Here is a 17108-nt window from a genome sequence, read left to right as displayed (position 1 = left end):
CAAGGCTTCCTTTTTTTATTCAATGGGTTTCATTGATGCGTTTGCCACTAGCATTCAAACGCATTTGTACAGGTGTGTGACCGTAGTCTCGCTTTTTAAAGATGAATTCCAGTCGTTGATTATGGTTGTAACCACAAAGGGTTAGATGCAAACAAAACTCGCTAATTTTTAATAGTTTCTTACTTAGTTTCGTGATTCGTAATTAGCTTCGTGGGTTTAGTCTCCCCCTTGCTGTGTTAATATAATCGTCCCAACGCTCATAGAGATAAGCATGTTAGAAGTAAAAAATCTCACCGCCATTCGAGATGAACGGGTCTTATTTGAATCGCTCTCTTTCGAGATTCATGCAGGCGAATTAGTCCAGATTGAAGGCCGCAATGGCACGGGGAAAACCACCTTGTTGCGGATCATTGCCGGCCTTGGAGAGAGCGAATGTGGTGAAATCCTTTGGCAGCAGAAAAAAATTCAAAGTGATCGTGAGAGCTATCATCAAGATTTGCTGTTTTTGGGGCACCAAACGGGAATTAAGCGGGAACTCACCGCATTAGAAAACTTACGCTTTTATCAAGCAGTTCACCAACAAGTTATTGATGAGCCAGCTATATTTCAAGCCTTAGTAAAGGTTGGTCTTGTTGGCCGAGAAGATGTGCCAGTGGCTCAACTTTCTGCTGGGCAACAGCGCCGTGTAGCACTGGCAAGATTATGGTTAAGTCAAAAGCGGCTATGGATTTTAGATGAGCCGTTGACGGCGATAGATAAACAAGGCGTTAAAGTGCTTGAAGCACTGTTTTTAAGCCATGCCGAGCAAGGGGGAATTGTGATCCTAACCACGCACCAAGATATGTTTGCGGACAATCCCAAGCTACGCAAAATTCGCCTCGGTGGTGAGATGTCATGATCGCTGCCTTTACTCAGTTTATCCGCCGCGAACTCTTGATTGCTTTTCGCCGTCAAGCGGATGTGTTTAACCCACTGTGGTTTTTTATCATAGTGATTACCTTGTTCCCGCTCAGTGTGGGGCCTGAGCCCGCTTTGCTCGCGCGAATTGCTCCAGGTATTGTCTGGGTGGCGGCACTGTTGGCAGCATTGCTCTCTTTAGAGCGACTATTTCGTGATGACTTCCAAGATGGTGCGCTAGAGCAATCAATGCTGACACCACTGCCACTATCCGTTGTGGTTATGGCGAAAGTGATTGCTCACTGGCTATTGACTGGTTTACCGCTGATTTTGTTAAGCCCACTACTGGCGATTTTGCTCTCTTTTGATAGCTCAACTTGGTTATCGGTTGTATTAACTCTTTTGTTGGGCACACCAACCTTAAGTTTTATTGGTGCGATTGGAGTGGCTTTGACGGTAGGGCTACAGAAGGGGGGAGTGCTGCTGAGTTTATTGGTATTACCGCTCTTTATCCCAATATTGATATTTGCTACATCAGCCATTGATGCAGCAGCACTGGGTATGCCGTATAACGGACAATTGGCCATTTTGGCCGCAATGCTGATGGGTTCAATGACCTTGACCCCATTTGCGATCAGTGCAGCGTTACGAGTAAGTGTTCATTGATTGTTCTCGATCAAGCACGAAAATGCTGCGTTAGATAAATTATAATAACTTAGTTAAAACTCAATAAATTGAAAGCAAAGTGAGATAAACATGTGGAAATGGCTTCATCCCTACGCCAAACCAGACGCGGCTTACCATCTTTGCGGTAAGTTGCTACCTTGGTTTGCCAGTTTAGGATTCCTGTTTCTCGCGGTAGGGACTGTGCTTGGCTTAGCCTATGCACCGGCAGATTACCAGCAGGGTGACAGTTTCCGAATCATCTATATCCATGTACCGGCGGCGATATGGTCAATGGGTGTTTATATGTCGATGGCGATTGCAGCTTCATTGGTATTGTCTGGCAAATTCGTATTTCGGATATGGCAGCGTTGGCCATGGCTCCGATTGGCGCGGTGTACACCTTTATTGCTCTTATCACCGGTGCGGTTTGGGGCAAACCCATGTGGGGCGCTTGGTGGGTATGGGATGCCCGTTTAACTTCTGAGCTTGTACTCCTGTTTCTCTATTTGGGCGTGATTGCGCTTTATCATGCATTTGATGATCAAAAAACCGCAGCGAAAGCCGCAGGGATCTTAGCCATTGTGGGCGTCATCAATCTGCCCATCATCCATTTTTCTGTTGAGTGGTGGAACACCTTGCATCAAGGCGCGACGATCACTAAGTTCGCCAAGCCGTCGATCGCTCCTGATATGTTATGGCCACTACTGTCTTGTATTTTTGGCTTTGCTTTCTTCTTCGCTGCCGTGACTATGATCCGCTTACGTAATGAAATCCTTAGCCGAGAAAGTCATCGCCCTTGGGTTTGTGACTTAGCTAACCAATCTGTGCGAGGAACTCAGTGATGCATTTTGAATCTTTCAGTGATTTTTTAGCCATGGGCGGTTATGCCAGTTATGTCTGGAGTGCTTTTGGTATCACCTATTTTTCGATGGCTGTGCTCTGGGTAGCCAGCGTGCGACGTAAGAACAAGTTACTCAATCAAGTGCGCAATAAACTGGAGCGTCAGGCTCGTGTCGATGCCGCAAAACATATGGAGAACACACTATGAACCCAAGACGTAAAAAGCGGCTCGGTGTTGTCTTGGCAATCTTACTTGGCCTGAGTGCAACGGTCGGGTTAATCATTTATGCCCTGAATCAGAATATGGATCTTTTCTATACCCCGACAGAATTGGTGTATGGCAAAGAAGGTAAAAAGCCGGAAATTGGCCAGCGTCTGCGTATCGGCGGTATGGTGGTTGAAGGCTCAGTGAAACGTGATCCTAACTCTTTAAAAGTGAGTTTTGATCTGCATGATGTTGGCCCAAGCGTTACCGTTACTTATGAAGGTATTCTTCCTGATCTGTTCCGTGAAGGTCAGGGTATTGTAGCGCAAGGGGTTCTTACCGACCCAACCAATATTGAAGCATTTGAAGTGCTGGCGAAACATGATGAAAACTACATGCCGCCTGAAATTGCAGAAGCGATGAAAAAAACACATGAGCCTTTGCAGTATTCAGAAGAACAGAAAGGAAGTGCTCAATGATTGCTGAAATTGGCCATTTTGCACTGATCATTTCGTTAGGTTTAGCGATATTACTCAGTGTGTTACCTCTTATCGGTGCATCACGTAATAACACATTATTGATGAATACCGCTCGCCCCTTGTCATGGGGCATGTTCTTCATGCTGCTGATCTCTTTTGTCATTTTGTTGTGGGCGTTTTATGCCAATGACTTTACCGTTCAGTATGTGGCGAGCAACTCAAACAGTGAATTGCCTTGGTACTATCGGTTAACGGCAGTTTGGGGAGCGCACGAAGGTTCATTATTACTTTGGGTATTGATCCAAGCGGCTTGGACGGTTGCGGTTGCGACGTTTAGCCGTGGTATGCCACAAGAGTCGGTGGCTCGAGTATTGGCTGTGATGGGTATGATTGGTGTTGGCTTCTTGCTGTTCATCATTGTTACCTCTAACCCATTTGTGCGTACTTTGCCTTATTTCCCGATTGATGGTCGTGACTTAAACCCTCTGCTGCAAGACCCGGGTCTGATCATTCACCCGCCTATGCTGTACATGGGCTATGTAGGTTTCTCTGTTGCGTTTTCCTTTGCAATTGCTTCTTTGATGACAGGCCGATTGGATACCGCATGGGCTCGCTGGTCGCGTCCTTGGACAATCGCTGCGTGGCTATTTTTAACACTGGGCATCGTGTTGGGTTCTTGGTGGGCATACTACGAACTTGGCTGGGGCGGCTGGTGGTTCTGGGATCCAGTAGAAAACGCCTCTTTCATGCCTTGGCTTGCAGGCACCGCGCTGATGCACTCATTAGCGGTGACTGAAAAACGTGGCACGTTCAAAGCTTGGACAGTGTTACTCGCGATTTCTGCTTTCTCGCTGAGCTTATTAGGTACTTTCTTGGTGCGCTCAGGCATTCTGGTTTCCGTGCATGCATTTGCGTCAGATCCTGCGCGCGGCATGTTCATTCTCGGTTTCTTGATTGCAGTGATTGGCGGTTCATTACTGCTATTCGCGATTAAAGGCGCTTCAGTACGAGTACGTGGCAACTTTGATCTGGTATCGCGTGAAAACAGCTTACTAGCTAACAACGTGCTGCTGATGACAGCACTAGCCGTGGTGTTAATCGGTACCTTGCTCCCATTGGTTCATAAGCAGCTTGGTTTGGGATCTGTCTCCATCGGTGCGCCATTCTTCGATATGTTGTTTGCATGGCTGATGATCCCATTTGCTTTCTTGATGGGAATTGGTCCACTGATTCGTTGGAAGCGTGACCAAATTTCAACCCTGTTTAAACCTATGCTGATCACAGCTGTTGCATCCTTAGTCTTATCAGCAGTGATGATGTGGTTAAACACTTCAACCTTTAGCCTAATGGCTTATATCGGTTGGGTTATGGCGTGGTGGATTCTGTTACTGCATGGCTATGAACTGTATACACGTGCCACCCATCGCCATACCTTTATGGTGGGGGTGAAGAAGCTGCAACGCAGTCATTGGGCAATGATGATGGGCCATGTTGGTTTAGCGGTCAGCATCATCGGTATTGCTATGGTGCAAAACTACAGCATTGAGCGTGATGTTCGTTTGGCTCCGGGTGAGAACTTCCAGCTCAATGAATACAACTTCTATTTCCAAGGCGTACGCGACAAAGATGGCCCGAACTATGATGGCTACATCGCTGACTTTGAAGTGACCAGCCAAGGTCAATATGTGAATACGCTGCATGCGGAGAAGCGTTTCTACCGCACGGCAAAATCCATGATGACTGAAGCGGCGATTGATCGCGGCATCACGCGTGACCTGTACATTGCTATGGGTGAACGTTTGGAAGATAACCGCTCGTGGGCTGTCCGTATTTATTACAAACCTTATGTGCGCTGGATCTGGGCTGGTGGCTTACTCATGGCGCTGGGTGGTGCTTTGGCAATCAGCGATAAGCGCTACCGTTTTAGAAAAAACGCACATCAGGAGGCTTAAGTGAATAAGAAGATTCTATTTATCCCACTCATTGCCTTTTTGTTGCTGGCTGGAGTGTTTGCAACGCAATTGATGAGAAACTCGGCGGGTGATGATCCCACTAAGTTGGAATCCGTTTTGGTTGGTAAGTCAGTACCTCAGTTCCGCCTCGAAGATTTGGCGGAACCCGGCAAGCTATATGATCAGTCAATTTTTAAAGGTGAGCCTTTACTACTGAATGTGTGGGCAACATGGTGCCCAACGTGTTATGCCGAGCACCAATACTTGAATGAACTGGCTAAGCAAGGTGTAAAAATCATTGGCCTTAACTACAAGGATCAACGAGATAAAGCGACTCAGTGGCTTAATGACTTGGGCAATCCTTATTTGATCAGCTTGTTTGATGGTAATGGCATGTTGGGATTGGATCTGGGTGTTTACGGCGCACCAGAGACCTTCTTAATCGATGCCAATGGCGTGATCCGATATCGTCATGTTGGGGATGTGAATTCACGCAACTGGCAAGAAACGCTTGCTCCTATCTATGAAAAAATGCTGGTGGAGGCGAAACAATGAAGAAGTGGCTGTTCGCGGCTTTTGCCGCAATGCTGGTTTCACTCTCTGCATTAGCGACCATCGAAGTGTATGACTTCGATACACCTGAGCAGGAAAAGCAGTTTCAAGAGCTAGGAGCTACGCTGCGTTGTCCGAAATGTCAAAACAACACGATTGCAGATTCCAATGCTGAATTGGCGCAAGACTTGCGCCAAAAAGTGTATGAGATGACTAAAGAAGGGAAATCCAAATCGGAAATCGTGGATTACATGATTGCCCGTTACGGAAACTTTGTAACTTACAATCCACCGTTTACTTTAGGTACCGCCATTCTTTGGCTAGGCCCCATTTCGGTGTTAGTGATTGGTTTTACCGTGATTGTACTGCGTAGCCGACGTAAAGCGCGTGGTGCAGTGAATGCAGCGGATTGGAATGAAGAACAAGAAGCGCGTTTGAAAGCATTGCTAAAAGAAGAGCAAAAGGGAGAGAAGTAATCATGTGGATGTTTTGGATCTCGACCTTATTGCTTGTTGCGATTGCGGTGGTATTCGTCATTATTCCGTTTATTCAGAAGCGTGCGAATAATGACCAAGAACTGCGCGATGAGCTGAATAAAGCGTTTTATAAAGACCGACTCAAAGAGCTTGAAGAGGAAACGGAAGAAGGGATTGTGGTTGATCAGCAAGATTTGATTGCAGATTTAAAGCAGACCCTACTGGATGATATTCCTACTCAGCAAAAACACCAGCAAGAAAACAAGGTTTCGCTTTGGATGGTTGTCGTCCCATCCGTTCTGTTGGTGGTCGGTTTGAGCTATGCCTTATACGCTAAGTTTGGTAACTATCAGCATGTACAGGCTTGGCAGCAAGTCTCGGCGCAGCTACCTGAACTGTCCAAAAAACTCATGTCGCCTCAAGCTGAACTCAGCGATGAAGAGATGAATGATTTGACGTTGGCACTGCGTACTCGACTGCACTATCAAGCGGATGATGTGACAGGGTGGTTGTTGCTAGGCCGAATTGGTTTAGCTAATCGTGACCTTGAAACCGCAATTGGAGCGATGAAGAAAGCATTCGCACTGGATAGCGAAGACCCAGATGTGAAATTTGGTTATGCGCAAGCGTTAATGCTTTCAAATGAGCCAGTTGATCAGCAAGAGGCTAAATCTATTTTGCTCAAACTTGCTCAACGTGGTTATGCAGACTTGCGTGTTTATTCTCTGCTCGCGTTTGATGCCTTTGAAAGTGGTGATTTCCCAGCGGCGATTAAATACTGGAGCTTAATGCAACAGGCAATTGGCCCAGAAGATGCGCGCTATGAAATGCTCAGTCGTAGCATTGAAAGTGCTCGTAAGAGAATGGGAGAGGGTATCGCGGATGGAAAATCGGTTAAGGTGACGATCAATGTTGCGGAGCAGGTAAAAATTGATCCGAATGCAGTATTGATCGTATCTGTTCATGCACCGGGCTCTCCAATGCCAGTTGCGGCAGCACGTTATCCGATAGGTGAGTTCCCAAGAACCGTTGTGTTGGATGACAATAACAGCATGATGCAAGGTTCTAAGCTTTCTAGTCTTGAGTCGTATGTTGTACGTGTGCGCATCGATACTGATGGAAATGTAGCGACTAAAACTGGTGACTGGTACGCAGAAAGTCCCACAATGAAAGCAGGTGAACCAGTTGACGTTGTATTAGATAAGCAGTATGAATAAAATCACAAGCTGAAAAATAATATAACCACAAGGCCGATGTGATCATCGGCCTTTGCACATGGAATAACGTATGGTTGGCCGTTTATCTTGGATTGTTCTATTCACAACGTTTTTGCTTGGGTGTAGCAGTGCACCTGATGAAAGTTCGACCCACTCGCAAGTTAATGATCCCCTTGAAAGTTTTAACCGACAGATGTGGACAATTAACTATGACTATTTAGACCCTTATGTCGTACGTCCGGTATCTCTGTTTTATGTGGGGTATGTTCCTAAACCGCTGCGAATTGGTGTCGCGAACTTTCTCTCAAACTTAGATGAACCAGCCAGCATGGTGAATAACTTGCTGATGGGCAATGGCTCAAAAGCCGTTGATCATTTCAACCGTTTTTGGATTAACACCAGCTTTGGTCTGCTCGGTATCATAGATATTGCTACTGAGGCAGGCATCAAAAAATACGATGAGAAAGCCTTCAGTGATGCGGTTGGCCACTATGGGGTAGGCAATGGTCCCTATTTAATGGTGCCGGGTTACGGGCCTTATACTGTCCGTGAAGTGACGGATGTGGTGGATGGCTTCTATTTTCCACTCGCGTATCTCAATATTTGGGCGGGAATAGGCAAGTGGGCATTAGAAGGAATGGAAACGCGCGCCGCTTTAGTTTCACAAGAGGCTCTGCTCCATAACTCGCCAGATCCTTATAGTTTGACTCGCGATGCTTACATCCAGCGACGTAATTTTGAAGCGGAAATCCAAGTCGATGATTACGACCCTGTCGAAGAAGAGTATCTCGATGACTATCTGAGTGAAGGGCTATGATTAAAAGCGGCTTAGCTTAGGCTAAGCCGACATCACCCGCCCACTAAAGTATTCATTAGCAACAATATATTCTGTATTGCGGATCAGCTCTTCACGAATCTCAGACCAGTGCACCATCTCATCATTTGCACTGGCGACTTGCGGAACGACCCCACCGACTCGAATGTTGAATGGGGTTAACTCCTTCGCCCAACTTTGTGTAAACCCCGATACCATCGAGTTCGCACTCTCAATCCCCGACATGTCTTGCGGTGCGTGATTGCACACCACATTCACAATCACTCCTTTGGTTTTCCTTTGGCGCATTCTCACGGAGCAAGCGTGGCTGAAGTTAAACAGTGAGGAAGCGATGGATGCCAACTGTTGAATAAACTGTTCACTAGGTTTTTCATCAGTCAAAGATGGCAATGACGCTGAAGGTAAATTGTTAATCAATACATCGGGTACGCGCTCAAATTTTTGTTCCGCCATATCGAGCAGGTGTTCAATACTTTCAGGTGAAAAATCACTGAGGTGGAAGTAAGCGACTTGATTTGAGATAGCATGACAGCGCCAATAGGTATCAACCAAGCCTTGTTGGTCTCGATCACAAAGGATCACCTTAGCGCCCAGCTTCACAAAATGAGTTGCTAGCGTGCTACCAAGAATAGAGCTTGCCGAAGTAATTAATATTACTGCACTTTTTATATCCATGAGTGCCACCTCATCTTGTTTTTATCTGCCGATTAAATCGCAGGTTACGCAGGGGTTCGGACAGCATGGTTGATTAGATGTGCATACGGTGTGAATAACTTCAAATAACTTCGGATTCACTAAACAGAAAGTTGATAGTTTGCATTCATTCACAAAAATAATTTGTGGCTAATATCGTTTGCAGTACGGCTTATGTAATAAGTGACACTGAAAGATCAAACTGCCATGCGCAATTGATCTTGGCGATAAGCCGTAGCGAGGCGATGATAGAAATCTTTTGCAAGCAGGGAGATAGGAGTTTTTTCTGCCAGATGGCGTCTTTCATGTCCTGAAAGGTTTAAATACACCTCTTCAGGTAAGCTTGGGTATCCTGAGGGCGGTAAGTTAATGCTTCTGGATTAAGGTAATGGCTGAGTTTGGCACTTGCCATTCCACCTTCATGGAACATGGCTGCTTGTTTCGCTGAAACTTGATAGGAACTCTCATCATTTTCCAGTGGCTGTGGTTGCGCCAATTCGAAACGCTGACGTAGTACCTCTTCGGTGGTTGGCGCTTCATTGATTTTGTCGACCGGGGTGTTATCACGAACATCATTGGAAAAAAGCGCGAGCAGTAGGGCAAAGTCAGCACGACGCCCCTGCGTAACTGCTTGGCTAATACCTTGGCCAAAATGCAGCTCGCTAATGATTCCCGCTTTGTCTAATGTGTGGACTTGCATGGCTCTCTCCCCTTGATGTTTATTTAACGGCGCGAGAGCAGAAAACTTGAGTGATAGAAATGAAAAAAGCCTGCAAAATTGCAGGCTTATGTCGATTTATTAGGCAAATAGCACTTATTTGGCTAGGTTTTGCGCTACGAAATCCCAGTTAACGAGTGCCCAGAAACCGTTCATGTAGTCTGGACGCACGTTACGGTAATCGATGTAGTATGCATGTTCCCACAGGTCAACAGTCAGTAGCGGTGTCACGCCTTCTTCAGTCAGCGGAGTTGCTGCGTTTGAAGTGTTAGTGATTGCTAGAGATCCGTCAGCTTTTTTCACCAACCAAGTCCAAGATGAACCGAAGTTGTTGATTGCAGAATCAGTGAATTTTGCTTTGAAATCAGCGAAAGAACCGAATGCCGCATTGATTGCTTCAGCAACTGCGCCAGTTGGCTCACCACCACCGTTTGGTGACAGACAGTGCCAGTAGAAAGTGTGGTTCCAAACTTGCGCTGCGTTATTGAAAACACCGCCAGTTGAGGTCTTGATGATCTCTTCCAGTGATTTCTTTTCAAACTCAGTACCTGGGATCAGACCATTCAGTTTTACCACGTAAGTGTTGTGGTGTTTACCGTGGTGAAAATCCAGAGTTTCTGCTGAGATGTGTGGTTCCAGCGCGTCTTTCGCGTAAGGAAGAGCGGGTAGTTCAAATGCCATTGCTCGATTCTCCGTTGAGTGTAAAGAGAGGGTTCTCTTTAGTCATTGCTTCCAGTGTATTGTTTTCTTCGTCGTTACGACTGACTTGCCAAGTATTTTAGCAACTTTTTACTTTATTAAAACCCCGAAGGCAGAAAAAGATCCTCAGGGATTAATGGCAAGAGGCATAACCTAGATATGCAAGAATAGTCTAGTCTTTATCCACACAGAGAATATGCTTTTTATTCTCCGGTATTGCTTTAGAATGTGCCCATATTTGATGACATCCATTAATGAGGAAGCGATGGAAACTATTGACAAAATCAAACAGCAAATCGCCGAAAACCCGATTCTGCTTTACATGAAAGGCTCACCAAAACTGCCAAGCTGTGGTTTTTCTTCGCAAGCTGCACAAGCTTTGATGGCGTGTGGTGAGAAGTTTGCTTATGTAGACATTCTACAAAACCCAGACATCCGTGCTGAACTACCTGTTTATGCTCAGTGGCCAACTTTCCCACAACTGTGGATTGAAGGTGAACTGATTGGTGGTTGTGACATCATTCTTGAGATGTTCCAAAAAGGCGAACTGCAAACTCTGGTTAAAGAAGCTGCAGCACGTTCAGCAAGTGAAGAATAACACTGTATAAAGTTACAGTTTTTCTTGATTTTATAAGGCCACATTGAGTAATGTGGCCTTAATTTTATCTCGTCAATGATTGTCATGAGCCGACTATTTATTGCTGAAAAACCAAGCCTTGCTCGAGCGATTGCCGATGCCTTGCCAAAACCCCATAAGAAAGAACAGGGCTGTATTCGCTGTGCCAATGGCGATGTAGTAACTTGGTGTATTGGGCACCTTCTCGAGCAAGTCGAACCTGATGCTTATGATGAACGCTACAAAAAATGGAACATGGCGGATCTGCCGATTATTCCGCAGCAGTGGCAATTGCGCCCGAGAAAATCTTCCTCCCAACAGCTAACTGTCGTACGTAAGCTGCTTAAAGACGCCAACCAAATTATTCATGCTGGAGACCCTGACCGTGAAGGGCAACTGTTGGTGGATGAAGTGCTGGATCATTGCAAAGTTCCGAATCATAAAAAGGAAACGGTACAGCGGCTGCTGATTAGTGATTTGAACCTTTCTGCGGTAAAACGCGCCTTGCAAGGTTTGCGCAGTAACCGTGAATTTATTCCACTCTCAGTCTCTGCGTTGGCGCGTTCACGCGCTGACTGGCTATATGGCATGAATATGTCGCGAGCTTATACTTTGCTTGGAAAAAAAGCCGGTTATCAAGGCGTGCTCTCCGTGGGGAGAGTGCAAACACCGGTACTCGGTTTAGTGGTGAGACGGGATGAAGAGATCGAGAATTTTGTCCCGCATGATTATTTTACTCTTGATGCTTTAATTCCATACCCAAATGGAGCCGATCAATTCGACATACGTGCCCGCTGGAAACCGAGTGAGGCTTGTTTACCTTGGCAAGATGAAGAAGGGCGGGTCACTAACCGTAAATTGGTGGAAAATGTCGCTGGCCGCATTGCTAACCAGCCCGCGACTGTGACTGAATCAGAGCAAGATCAAACCAAGCAAGCAGCACCTTTGCCTTATTCACTGTCTGCGCTGCAGATAGATGCCGCTAAGCGTTATAACTTTAGTGCGCAGCAAGTCTTGGATCTCTGCCAATCGCTGTATGAGAAGCACAAACTGATCACCTATCCGCGTTCAGATTGCCGATATCTCCCGAAAGAGCATCTGGCTCAGGCTGCTGATGTTGTGGCGGCGATTGCCAACAACGCACAAGAAATGGTCACTGCCGTTAATAATGCCGATTTGTCACTGCGTTCTAAAGCCTGGAACGACAGTAAAGTGGATGCTCACCACGCCATTATCCCCACGCCCAAAAAGGCTAGCGTGAATGCGTTGTCTGGCCATGAGATGAAGGTGTATCAACTCATTGCTCGCCAATACTTAATTCAGTTCTATCCAGCGGCAGTGTATGCAGAGGCTAAATTGGTTTTCAATATCGCTGGCGGCGTTTTTATTGCTAAAGGTCGTCAACTGCTTAGTGCTGGATGGAAAGCGCTGACAGGTCATCAAGATGAGCAAGAAGAGGGCGTGGATAAAGTACCCCCTCTGCCTGTTGGCACTGTGCTTCAGTGCCGAGAAGGGGAAATCAAACAAAGACAAACCGAACCTCCTCGCCATTTTACCGAAGCAACTCTCTTACAAGCGATGACGGGGATTGCCCGTTTCGTTGCAGATAAAGAACTCAAGAAAATTCTGCGGGATACGGATGGTTTGGGTACAGAAGCAACTCGGGCCGGGATTCTGGATACCTTGTTTAAACGCGGACTTTTGCTGCGCGATAACAAGCTGATTAAAAGCACTCCTGCTGGGCGAGGTTTGATCCATGCTCTTCCGGTTGAAGCGACTTATCCAGATATGACAGCGCATTGGGAACACCAACTGCAAGCGATCTCAGAGAAAGGACAAGCTTACCAACCGTTTATGCAGACTTTGCAAGTGCGTCTTGAACAGCTTATAGAACAAGTGAAAATGGCCCCAGTGCCAGTTTCACTACAAGCTTTGCCTGCGGTGAATAAGCCAACTTTCAAGCGCTCACGCCGTGCGCCAAAGAGTAAAGCTAAAACGTATAAAGCCTAAATTAACCAAAACTGAGCGCAGTATGATCCCGCTGATATACCATCCAATTTATTCGCAACTGGATTTGCCTGTCGGCCATCGATATCCAATTAATAAGTACCGCTTACTGTATGAAGACATTGTTCGCCAACAAACACAAAACGAAGAGTGGCGAGAAGCATTTGGATTTTTTACACCACAAATAGCTGAACTCTCCTTGGTGAAGTCATTGCATGATTCAGAATATGTACAGGCCCTGTTGGAGGGAGCATTGCCAGCAGCCAAGATGCGCCGAATTGGCTTTCCTTGGAGTGAAAAACTGATTGAGCGTACGTTGCTTTCTGTGGGGGGAACCTGCTTAACGGTCGAGCGAGCTTTGCAGTCAGGCCTCTCAATCCACCTTAGTGGTGGGTATCACCATGCTCACGCGGATTTTGGCAGCGGTTTCTGTCTGTTTAATGATTTGGCGATAGCAGCACACTTCGCACTCTCTTTGTCTGGTGTTGATAAAGTTCTGATCATTGATAGTGATGTGGATCATGGTGACGGCACGGCAACGTTGTGCGCGGAACGTGAAGAGATCATTACCCTTTCTTTTCACTGTGATAAGAATTTCCCTGCACGTAAACCCGCTTCTGATATGGATATAGAGTTTATTAAGCAGACAGGGGATGAGGAGTTTTTATCAACGTTTACTCAGGTGGTTGAGATGGCGGTGAATCTCCATCAACCTGACCTCATTCTTTACGATGCGGGGGTGGATATTCATAGTGATGATGAGCTGGGCTATTTGTCGATTTCACAAGCTGCGATTGCAAGAAGAGATTATTTCATGCTGAGTTTAGCAAAACAGTCCAACATCCCAATTGCTTGTGTGATTGGTGGTGGTTACCGCGAAAATCATGCTTCACTGGTTCCACTGCACCTTGAGCTGTTAAAGGCCGCTTTGCAAACTCAAAAGTGAAACTCACATTTAATTGTGCTTAACGCTGAAGTTTACACCTCAGTCACTCCTAAAGTGGCAGTATTGCTTTGGTGACATACCCGTCCACTTTTTAAATATTCGGTTAAAGTGTGCCTGATCTGAGAAGCCACAGATGAATCCTATCTCTGCAAAACTCAAATTGTCATTCAATAGAAAATGACTTGCATTGTGAACCCTCACTTCCTGCAGAATTGAAGCAAATTTCGCATGCTCCACATTGAGATAGCGTTGCAAGCTTCGCGTTGATAGCGCCATAAAATTTGCGGTGTTAAGAATGTTCGCCTCCAACAATCCAACACTATTTATCGCTCTTTTGGTTTTACCAATCACATCATTATCAAATGGGGAGCACACCTTAGAAACACTTTGAGAAGGCAGAGTTTCAGATAGAGGCAAGTCTGGGGACCAATGTACATACCATTCACTGATATGTGTTATTGGTTCGCAGACAGTGAAATCTGGATAGCTAAATATTTGTTGTTCGCCATCCTCATCTGAGGTCAGTGTTACACGAGAGCTTGTTAAATGGTGGATTAATCCGCATATCACACCTAATACTGCCAAGTCTTCCTCAATGGTTGGTGCTTGATGCCCTCTGGACTTATGAGATATTCGAGCAAATGTTGGTCGTGTTTCACACTCGATATAGTGACTGCTGTGAATATAACGCTCAAGTCTTTGCCACTTGGTTAACAATGAGTGGGGCGTACTTCGAGAAAGAAGTGCTTTACCTGTCGGAGTATCCACAAACTCACTAACACCTGCACCTGTTTTTAATAATGTAGAAAGCCCATATTGCCGACCAATAAAAGACACAAATTCTCGTTTTGTTTCTAAAGAGACATGTGCTTGATCGTGAGAGTAAGTCGGAGATAACTCGTGAAATGATAGTTTGTTTAAACCCGCTAACAGAATGTCCAGCATGGCGCGACTTGCAAAATCTGTATTTCGATTTTTTCCAGACATTCGTTAGGCGTTCCATGAAAAGAGAGTCTACTTATCAGCATTGAAGCTCGTTGTTGCTTGATGTAACTGCGATTGCTTCTGAGATATAGACTGTGCGATTTTTCTGCCGATCCATGGCAGTTTTATTAACCACTTTGGCGAACGAGACACAGTGAAGACTACGCCACCAAACCACATCAGCTTACCTAAAAATATGGTCGCAACAACCCAGTAGCCAGAAATGCCCGACAACAAACTCAAAATGACCATAGTTCGTGGAGGTGTAGGCAATAAAGACATTGAAACCAGAGCGTAAAGCCCGTATTGGCTAACATAACCTTTTAACTTCTCCCAATTTTGGTAATGGCTTAATTGCTCAGTTGGAATCGCACTTTGTAGATAGTTATCAAGCAAAATAGAGAGAAAACATAAAATACTTGCTCCAACTGCAGCTGCGAAAGCAAACATCAGCGTAATAACCCAAGCCTTTCTGGGCTGAAGCCAAGCAAGCAACATTACTGATGTTTGAGTCGGAAGGGCAGGTACAAAAAAGTCACCAATCGAAATGCCGGCCAGAATGTATACAGCTTGAGGTTTTCGATAAGATTTGGGAAAATCCGTCGTGCTTGCATTAGCAGTTTCATTTTTCCTATATGAATTTCTTTCTTACCCTCTAATGCGCCTTGAATGATCTCGTTAGCAGCTTGTTCTGCCGATATTTTTCCTCTGCCACGCCCTCTAGTCATATCGGTATCGACTAACGGAAGTATCGCTTCGCAGACTTTTATCTCACTGCCTTTGAGTTTTATCTGACCATTAAAAGATTTACAAAATGCACGCAAGCCCGCTTTATTTGCACAATAAATGGGTGAACTTTGTTTTGGCGCAATGGCCGGCCCCGAAGTGACATAAATCCATGTGCCTTTCACGCTTTCCACATTCCTAAATAACAACTGCGTCAATTCAATCGGTGCATTAAAATTAATTTGCGTTTCAACGGCTACGCTTAAATCATCGTGAGCGGGATCAAATAAGTCTCTAGCTTGCTGTACACCTGCATTATGGATCACCATATCCAATGGTTCGCCATTAATGACCTCAGCCAGTAGCGTTATGCTTGCTTTATCGGATAAATCGCAACATATCCATCTAACGCTAGGTGAACTCAGTTTTGCTGCATCAACCGTTCTATCATTGCTTCCTGTTGAAATGACTGTGTACCCAAGAGAAAGACATTTGGAAACAAGCGCTTTGCCAACACCACGTGTGCCTCCAGTAATCAGTACGGTCTTAGACATTTGCATGCTCCTTGATAATAGATAAGTCGATTGCTGTATCGAATGTTGCCAATCCTAAATATTCGATGTATTTCCCTCGAATATTTCTATCTCTAGGTTCTAAAAGACCATCTATTTTTTCTAAACAGTGTGTTTCACTGTTTAAGTAGAAATCTGTTGATCCAAAAAGCATTTTCCAAAACCATTTTTGGGGTGTAACACGAATAACAAATTTGTCTTGGATATTGTGTTTTTGTAGTGTTATCCCTGTATGCGCTTGGACTTTCAGGACTGTGTAGTCCAACTCGATTTCTTCGCCACTCATTAGTGCATCCCAATGCTTAGCAATTTCAAAAGGGATGCTTAATAACGTGCATGGGGATGTAATAAAACTCAGACTCTTTTCTTTGTCTCTGTACTTGGTTTTGTAGCTGTTTAACTTTGATATGCCGCGTTGCTCCATTACATTCAAACACCCAGTTTCATTTAAATGAGGGTGATTCATTGATGCAAACTGAAGCCCTTTTTGGGGGCACCACAACACTTCTTCTATTGCGATGTCTTTTCTGCCTGTTCCTTGCCAAATTCGCGTGGCTTTAAAGAAGCCGTTATCTAACTTCTCTATAGTGATGTTGTATTCAAACACCACCCTTGGATTAAGTTGGCGATTATTTGTCACTTCTGCATTAACTTGTCCAATTTGAACTGCATTACTCTTTTCCATATATCCTCCTCCATCGGCCAAAGCAATGTAACGAGGTTCGATAAGGAAATATTGAATATTTACGCCAGTTATCTTTACTCATAGCTGTAAAAACGAGGAGGGTAATAAAGTTGAAAGAGGTAATCTTTTGAGAGTCTGGCGACACTTACTGGAAAATTTATTATCGGAGAAAGTGGGTTTGTGGCTATTAACTAACCAATAGAGGGAAAAGGCGGTTGTTTGTCGTGTTACGATGATTTCATATCAGGGACTTAACTGCATTATCCCTAGCTTTGTCGATATAGATATATCACCCACGTTTCTTAGGTGATATTTGATGCGTCCTAAAACAAAAAGCCCCTGA

The 17108-nt window shown here is 45.1% G+C and carries 18 protein-coding genes and 2 pseudogenes; 13 read left to right on the top strand and 7 right to left on the bottom strand.

All coding sequences use genetic code 11. From position 1 onward, the window contains the following. Nucleotides 1-271 precede the first annotated feature (271 nt). From ccmA to D908_RS12550, 10 genes and pseudogenes are all read left to right on the top strand, one after another. Nucleotides 272-898: a cytochrome c biogenesis heme-transporting ATPase CcmA gene (gene ccmA, locus D908_RS12510; RefSeq protein WP_000895177.1), complete on the top strand. Its 627-nt coding sequence runs from the start codon at nucleotides 272-274 to the stop codon at nucleotides 896-898. After that, the gene (gene ccmB, locus D908_RS12515; protein ID WP_005523716.1) at nucleotides 895-1563 is read left to right on the top strand and encodes a heme exporter protein CcmB; all 669 of its coding nucleotides are present in this window, start codon (nucleotides 895-897) and stop codon (nucleotides 1561-1563) included. The genes ccmA and ccmB overlap by 4 nt, the downstream gene beginning before the upstream one ends. A 90-nt stretch (nucleotides 1564-1653) precedes the next feature. Next, a pseudogene (locus tag D908_RS0119135) lies at nucleotides 1654-2405 on the top strand (heme ABC transporter permease). After that, entirely contained in the window at nucleotides 2405-2611 is a 207-nt protein-coding gene (ccmD, locus tag D908_RS12520; RefSeq protein ID WP_000545364.1) for a heme exporter protein CcmD, read from the top strand. Before D908_RS0119135 ends, ccmD begins: the two are co-directional and overlap by 1 nt. Beyond that, a complete protein-coding gene (gene ccmE / locus D908_RS12525) occupies nucleotides 2608-3087 on the top strand; it encodes a cytochrome c maturation protein CcmE (RefSeq protein WP_001069624.1) in 480 nt (159 codons plus the stop codon). The genes ccmD and ccmE overlap by 4 nt, the downstream gene beginning before the upstream one ends. Next, the gene (locus D908_RS12530; protein WP_005523711.1) at nucleotides 3084-5039 is read left to right on the top strand and encodes a heme lyase CcmF/NrfE family subunit; all 1956 of its coding nucleotides are present in this window, start codon (nucleotides 3084-3086) and stop codon (nucleotides 5037-5039) included. The genes ccmE and D908_RS12530 overlap by 4 nt, the downstream gene beginning before the upstream one ends. After that, on the top strand, nucleotides 5040-5594 hold the full coding sequence (locus D908_RS12535; protein ID WP_005523710.1) for a DsbE family thiol:disulfide interchange protein: 555 nt from the start codon (nucleotides 5040-5042) through the stop codon (nucleotides 5592-5594). A 29-nt stretch (nucleotides 5595-5623) separates the two neighbouring features. Beyond that, nucleotides 5624-6067, top strand: coding sequence for a cytochrome c-type biogenesis protein (locus D908_RS12540; RefSeq protein WP_172462048.1), 444 nt, complete (start codon nucleotides 5624-5626; stop codon nucleotides 6065-6067). 2 nt (nucleotides 6068-6069) lie between these two features. Further along, a complete protein-coding gene (ccmI, locus tag D908_RS12545; RefSeq protein ID WP_000266872.1) occupies nucleotides 6070-7284 on the top strand; it encodes a c-type cytochrome biogenesis protein CcmI in 1215 nt (404 codons plus the stop codon). 70 nt (nucleotides 7285-7354) lie between these two features. Then, complete coding sequence (locus D908_RS12550; RefSeq protein WP_005523709.1) at nucleotides 7355-8101, top strand: MlaA family lipoprotein; 747 nt, start codon at nucleotides 7355-7357, stop codon at nucleotides 8099-8101. 21 nt (nucleotides 8102-8122) lie between these two features. On the opposite strand, the gene D908_RS12555 is transcribed toward D908_RS12550, so the two are convergent. The 3 genes and pseudogenes from D908_RS12555 to sodB form a co-directional block, all read right to left on the bottom strand. Then, nucleotides 8123-8794, bottom strand: coding sequence for an SDR family oxidoreductase (locus tag D908_RS12555; RefSeq protein ID WP_005523708.1), 672 nt, complete (start codon nucleotides 8792-8794; stop codon nucleotides 8123-8125). 290 nt (nucleotides 8795-9084) lie between these two features. After that, nucleotides 9085-9512, bottom strand: a pseudogene (locus D908_RS0119130) (VC2046/SO_2500 family protein); the annotation flags it as partial. Between the two features lie 114 nt (nucleotides 9513-9626). Then, nucleotides 9627-10211 carry a superoxide dismutase [Fe] gene (sodB, locus tag D908_RS12560; protein WP_000863546.1) on the bottom strand — a complete coding sequence of 195 codons (585 nt, stop codon included), beginning with the start codon at nucleotides 10209-10211 and terminating at the stop codon, nucleotides 9627-9629. 283 nt (nucleotides 10212-10494) lie between these two features. Between sodB and D908_RS12565 the strand changes: the two genes are divergently transcribed. From D908_RS12565 to D908_RS12575, 3 genes are all read left to right on the top strand, one after another. Further along, nucleotides 10495-10827, top strand: coding sequence for a Grx4 family monothiol glutaredoxin (locus D908_RS12565; protein ID WP_000447536.1), 333 nt, complete (start codon nucleotides 10495-10497; stop codon nucleotides 10825-10827). Nucleotides 10828-10911: 84 nt separating this feature from the next. After that, a complete protein-coding gene (locus D908_RS12570; protein WP_005523705.1) occupies nucleotides 10912-12855 on the top strand; it encodes a DNA topoisomerase III in 1944 nt (647 codons plus the stop codon). 22 nt (nucleotides 12856-12877) lie between these two features. Beyond that, on the top strand, nucleotides 12878-13798 hold the full coding sequence (locus D908_RS12575; RefSeq protein ID WP_005523698.1) for a histone deacetylase family protein: 921 nt from the start codon (nucleotides 12878-12880) through the stop codon (nucleotides 13796-13798). A 39-nt stretch (nucleotides 13799-13837) separates the two neighbouring features. On the opposite strand, the gene D908_RS12580 is transcribed toward D908_RS12575, so the two are convergent. Genes D908_RS12580 through D908_RS12595 form a run of 4 tightly spaced genes read right to left on the bottom strand, consistent with a single transcriptional unit; the run spans nucleotide 13838 to nucleotide 16765 of the window. After that, complete coding sequence (locus D908_RS12580; protein ID WP_005523697.1) at nucleotides 13838-14785, bottom strand: helix-turn-helix transcriptional regulator; 948 nt, start codon at nucleotides 14783-14785, stop codon at nucleotides 13838-13840. 27 nt (nucleotides 14786-14812) lie between these two features. Continuing rightward, nucleotides 14813-15280, bottom strand: coding sequence for a hypothetical protein (locus D908_RS12585; RefSeq protein ID WP_005523693.1), 468 nt, complete (start codon nucleotides 15278-15280; stop codon nucleotides 14813-14815). Beyond that, the gene (locus tag D908_RS12590) at nucleotides 15280-16062 is read right to left on the bottom strand and encodes an SDR family NAD(P)-dependent oxidoreductase (protein WP_005523692.1); all 783 of its coding nucleotides are present in this window, start codon (nucleotides 16060-16062) and stop codon (nucleotides 15280-15282) included. Before D908_RS12590 ends, D908_RS12585 begins: the two co-directional genes overlap by 1 nt. After that, nucleotides 16055-16765, bottom strand: coding sequence for a hypothetical protein (locus tag D908_RS12595; protein WP_005523691.1), 711 nt, complete (start codon nucleotides 16763-16765; stop codon nucleotides 16055-16057). Before D908_RS12595 ends, D908_RS12590 begins: the two co-directional genes overlap by 8 nt. Nucleotides 16766-17108: the final 343 nt, after the last annotated feature.

The organism is Vibrio mimicus CAIM 602 (assembly GCF_000338875.1).
GTDB lineage: Bacteria > Pseudomonadota > Gammaproteobacteria > Enterobacterales > Vibrionaceae > Vibrio > Vibrio mimicus.
This window is presented reverse-complemented; position numbering and strand designations above follow the sequence as displayed.

Bases quoted from the DNA above. Each gene is read 5' to 3' on its own strand.
- ccmE (WP_001069624.1), top strand. From the start codon at position 2,608: ATGAACCCAAGACGTAAAAAGCGGCTCGGTGTTGTCTTGGCAATCTTA.
- D908_RS12540 (WP_172462048.1), top strand. From the start codon at position 5,624: ATGCTGGTTTCACTCTCTGCATTAGCGACCATCGAAGTGTATGACTTC.
- ccmI (WP_000266872.1), top strand. From the start codon at position 6,070: ATGTGGATGTTTTGGATCTCGACCTTATTGCTTGTTGCGATTGCGGTG.
- D908_RS12575 (WP_005523698.1), top strand. From the start codon at position 12,878: ATGATCCCGCTGATATACCATCCAATTTATTCGCAACTGGATTTGCCT.
- sodB (WP_000863546.1), bottom strand. From the start codon at position 10,211: ATGGCATTTGAACTACCCGCTCTTCCTTACGCGAAAGACGCGCTGGAA.
- D908_RS12550 (WP_005523709.1), top strand. From the start codon at position 7,355: ATGGTTGGCCGTTTATCTTGGATTGTTCTATTCACAACGTTTTTGCTT.
- ccmD (WP_000545364.1), top strand. From the start codon at position 2,405: ATGCATTTTGAATCTTTCAGTGATTTTTTAGCCATGGGCGGTTATGCC.
- ccmB (WP_005523716.1), top strand. From the start codon at position 895: ATGATCGCTGCCTTTACTCAGTTTATCCGCCGCGAACTCTTGATTGCT.
- D908_RS12530 (WP_005523711.1), top strand. From the start codon at position 3,084: ATGATTGCTGAAATTGGCCATTTTGCACTGATCATTTCGTTAGGTTTA.
- D908_RS12595 (WP_005523691.1), bottom strand. From the start codon at position 16,765: ATGGAAAAGAGTAATGCAGTTCAAATTGGACAAGTTAATGCAGAAGTG.
- D908_RS12580 (WP_005523697.1), bottom strand. From the start codon at position 14,785: ATGTCTGGAAAAAATCGAAATACAGATTTTGCAAGTCGCGCCATGCTG.
- D908_RS12570 (WP_005523705.1), top strand. From the start codon at position 10,912: ATGAGCCGACTATTTATTGCTGAAAAACCAAGCCTTGCTCGAGCGATT.
- D908_RS12555 (WP_005523708.1), bottom strand. From the start codon at position 8,794: ATGGATATAAAAAGTGCAGTAATATTAATTACTTCGGCAAGCTCTATT.
- D908_RS12590 (WP_005523692.1), bottom strand. From the start codon at position 16,062: ATGTCTAAGACCGTACTGATTACTGGAGGCACACGTGGTGTTGGCAAA.
- D908_RS12585 (WP_005523693.1), bottom strand. From the start codon at position 15,280: ATGTTGCTTGCTTGGCTTCAGCCCAGAAAGGCTTGGGTTATTACGCTG.
- D908_RS12565 (WP_000447536.1), top strand. From the start codon at position 10,495: ATGGAAACTATTGACAAAATCAAACAGCAAATCGCCGAAAACCCGATT.
- ccmA (WP_000895177.1), top strand. From the start codon at position 272: ATGTTAGAAGTAAAAAATCTCACCGCCATTCGAGATGAACGGGTCTTA.